The 3,342-nt window shown below is 73.8% G+C and carries 2 protein-coding genes and 1 pseudogene; 1 reads left to right on the top strand and 2 read right to left on the bottom strand.

Annotated elements, in window-relative coordinates:
* On the top strand, window positions 1–1,052 hold a 1,052-nt coding region (locus tag NBZ85_RS29215; RefSeq protein WP_438803115.1), incomplete at its 5' end, for an ROK family glucokinase.
* Window positions 1,053–1,058: 6 nt separating this feature from the next.
* Here the strand turns inward: NBZ85_RS29215 and NBZ85_RS29210 are convergent.
* Both NBZ85_RS29210 and NBZ85_RS29205 read right to left on the bottom strand, forming a co-directional pair.
* On the bottom strand, window positions 1,059–2,324 hold the full coding sequence (locus tag NBZ85_RS29210) for an ornithine cyclodeaminase family domain (RefSeq protein ID WP_261555612.1): 1,266 nt from the start codon (window positions 2,322–2,324) through the stop codon (window positions 1,059–1,061).
* 265 nt (window positions 2,325–2,589) lie between these two features.
* Window positions 2,590–3,342: pseudogene (locus NBZ85_RS29205) on the bottom strand (hypothetical protein); the annotation flags it as partial.

The following is a 3,342-nucleotide window of genomic DNA, read 5'->3' as shown; positions in this document are numbered from 1 at the left end:
GTCCCGGCACCCCGGACTCCTCCTCAGCCCGTTCCGAGGGCTCGGACGCCCCGCAGAGCCCCCTGCCGCCCGCCACCGCCGAGACGCCAGCCGACAAGGACCGGCGCACCGCGGGCCTGACGATCGGCGTGGACGTTGGTGGGACGAAGGTCGCCGCCGGCGTCGTCGACGGCGCCGGCGTCGTCCTCGCGTCGATCCGCCGGCCCACCCCGGGCCATTCGGCGCCCGAGGTCGCGGACACCATCGCCGCCGTGGTCGCGGAGCTTCGCGCCGACTACGAGGTGAAGGCAGTCGGCATCGGCGCGGCCGGCTGGATCGACGCGGACCGCTCGAGGGTCCTGTTCGCCCCGAACCTCGCCTGGCGGGACGAGCCGCTGCGCGACGAGGTGAGTGGCCGCATCGGGCTGCCCGTCGTCGTCGAGAACGACGCCAACGCGATGGCCTGGGCCGAGTACCGGTTCGGTGCCGGCCGCGGCCACCGTGACCTGGTCTGCCTCACCGTGGGCACGGGCATCGGCAGCGGCATCGTCCTCGGCGGCGAGCTCTACCGCGGCGCGTTCGGCATCGGCGCCGAGACCGGCCATCTGCGGATGGTGCCCGACGGCCACCTGTGCGGCTGCGGCAACCGCGGGTGCTGGGAGCAGTACGCCAGCGGCCGGGCGCTGGTCCGGGTCGCCCGCCAGATCGTCGCCTCGGACCCGGTTGCCGCCGCCGCGATGCTGGAGGCGTGCGGCGGCGACGCCGAGCGGTTGACCGGCCCGGACGTCACCGAGGCGGCCCGCAAGGGCGACCCGGCGGCCATCCGCTGCCTGACCGAGATCGGCCATTGGCTCGGGGAGGGCATGGCGAGCCTGACCGCTGTGCTCGACCCGGACCGCTTCGTCATCGGCGGCGGGGTCTCCGACTCCGGGGAGCTGCTGCTCGGCCCCGCCCGCGAGCGGTTCGCCGAGACGGTGCCGGGTCGTGAGCACCGGCCCCGGGCCGAGGTGGTCATCGCCGAGCTCGGCTCCCAGGCCGGTCTGGTCGGCGCCGCCGACCTCGCCCGGATCTAGCCGGGCTCAGAACCCCACCCCGCCGGGCCCCGGGCGGGGCGGGCGGAAGTCGGGCACCAGCTCGACGGCGAGCTCCTCCAGGAACAGGCCCGTGTCGGCGACGACCCCGACGGCGTGCGCGCTGGTGCGTTCCGTGAGGGCGTGCACCGTGGTCGGGTTCACGTCGACGCAGGCGACCGGGATCGATGCCGGGAGGATGTTGCCGGTGGCCACGGAGTGCTGCGCGCTGGCGATCATCACCGCGTAGCCGACTCCGCGCAGCGCCGCGCGCATCGCCCGCTGCCCCTCGACCACGTCGGTGTGGACGTCGGGCAGCGGGCCGTCGTCGCGCACCGAGCCGACGAGCACGAAGGTCTTGTTCGCCTTCACCATCGCGTGCATGATCCCCTGGGTGAGGACGCCGGACTCCACCGCGCCCCGGATCGAGCCCTCGCGACGGATCGCGTTGATCGCGCGGATGTGCTGCTCGCTGCCGCGCTGCACCCGGCCGCTGCGCAGCGGCCCGAGGCCGAGCGGGGAGCCGTAAAGCGCGGCCTCCACGTCCAGCGTCGCCAGCGCGTTCCCGGTGAACAGCACGTCGACGTAGCCGGCCTCGACCAGGGCGACGAGCGCGGGCGCGGCGCCGGTGCTGACGACGGTCTGCCCGGCCACCCACAGCACCTGGGCGCCCTCGGCCTTGACCTCGCGGACCTGGCGGGCGATCGCCTTCACGAGAACCGCCTGGGGCTGGGCGGAGCTCGGCAGCGGTGCGCCCAGTGCCTCGTACTCGGCGTAGATCCGACTGGAGTGGTCGGTGACCGGCAGGACGACCTTCACGCCGTCCACCCCGCAGACGATCACATCGCCGGCCCGGACGTCCGTCACCGGTACGGTGCGTACTCGCCCCCCCGAGACGACCAGGCCGCAGTCCATCTCGGGATGTTCCACCGGGACCCACTGGCCGTCGAGATGGACGACGGTCTCCAGGTTGGTGGTCGAGTAGAAGTCCGGCGGGAAGGCGCCGTCGCGGTCCGCGGGCTCGCAGCGCGCCGCTCCCGACTCGATCTTGTTGACGCCGTGCACCTGGATCCGCATGAGGATGCGCATGAGCCGGCGCGGTGTCTCGGCGCCGACGGTGATCACCGCGTGGGACTCGTCGTCGTGGCTGCGTCCCAGGTCGATGTGATCCACCCGGTAGTCGCCGCCGTAGTCCAGCACGTCGTCGAGCACCCGGGCCAGCACACCGGTGTCCATGAGGTGCCCGTGCACCTCGACCTTCTCGTGATAACGCACGCCCAACGCCTTTCCCTTCGGTGCCACTACGACTCGGTCCCGCTACGACGGCTGCCACGCCGACGTCGTCCTCAAGGCCGATGCCGCGCATCTGCCCTGCTCTTTCCCCGGTGTGCCCCGGATGCGACCCGTTCCCCCGTGTGTGCCAGCTCCCGGGGGCGTCGGCGCGGTGCATGTCTCGGCATGCGGCCGCGCACCGGCGCCGCACCGCCGGTTCGCCGCCGCAGGTTCATCGCGGCGGCCAACGCCTGTCGAACCGTCGCGGTCAGATCACCGCGCCGTCGTCGGGGCCGTCGAAATCGGTGGGTGGTCGGTCACTCATGCGGGCGACGAGGGTGCCGACCCCACCGAGGATCAGCAGCACGCCGCTGACGTCCTGCGCGCGGGACTGATTGAAGCCGATCAGGGTTGGCACGACGAGGAACACCACCCCGAGGGCGATCGAGCCCAGCGCCCACCGGGTTACCGGCCGGATCCGGGGCAGGGGCGGCGCGGGCGGCGGCACGTAGTGGTCGTACACCGGGTCGGCCGGGGCGTCCGTCGATCCGCCGAGGTCGATCACGACGAAGTCGGCCGGGTCGGCGCTGCCCCCGCCACCGATGCCGGGTGGATTCAGCCCTGGGGGCGGCGCCTCGTTCAGGCCGGGATTGGTGTGGTCGTCCAGTGCGGGGAGGTCGCCGGGCTCGAACGGCGGGCGCAGGATGATCACGGTCGGGCGACGGGTGTCGCCGATGTCCTCCACCGCCGGCCACCAGCGGGCCTCCGGCTCGTCGTCGAAGTGCGCGATGAGGTCGAGGAAGGCCGCGTCGTCGGCCTCCTGAGACCGGGGCTCGGGCCGCGCGGCGGACCCGCCGGGCCCAGGCCGGGGTGGCTCCCCGTCGACTGGGCCGGACGGCCCACCCCCGGGGGGGACGACACCGTCTGCCTCATGCTTGTCCGGGGCCGCGGCCCCGGGTTCCGATCGACTTGCCGAGGTCGGTGGGGCTGCGGAGGTCGGTGGGGCTGCGGAGGTTGGTGG

The sequence above is a fragment of the Frankia tisae genome (genome assembly GCF_025403405.1).
GTDB classification, from domain to species: domain Bacteria; phylum Actinomycetota; class Actinomycetes; order Frankiales; family Frankiaceae; genus Frankia; species Frankia tisai.
The sequence above is the reverse complement of the archived record's forward strand: the minus strand, read 5'-3'. Positions and strand labels throughout refer to the sequence as shown.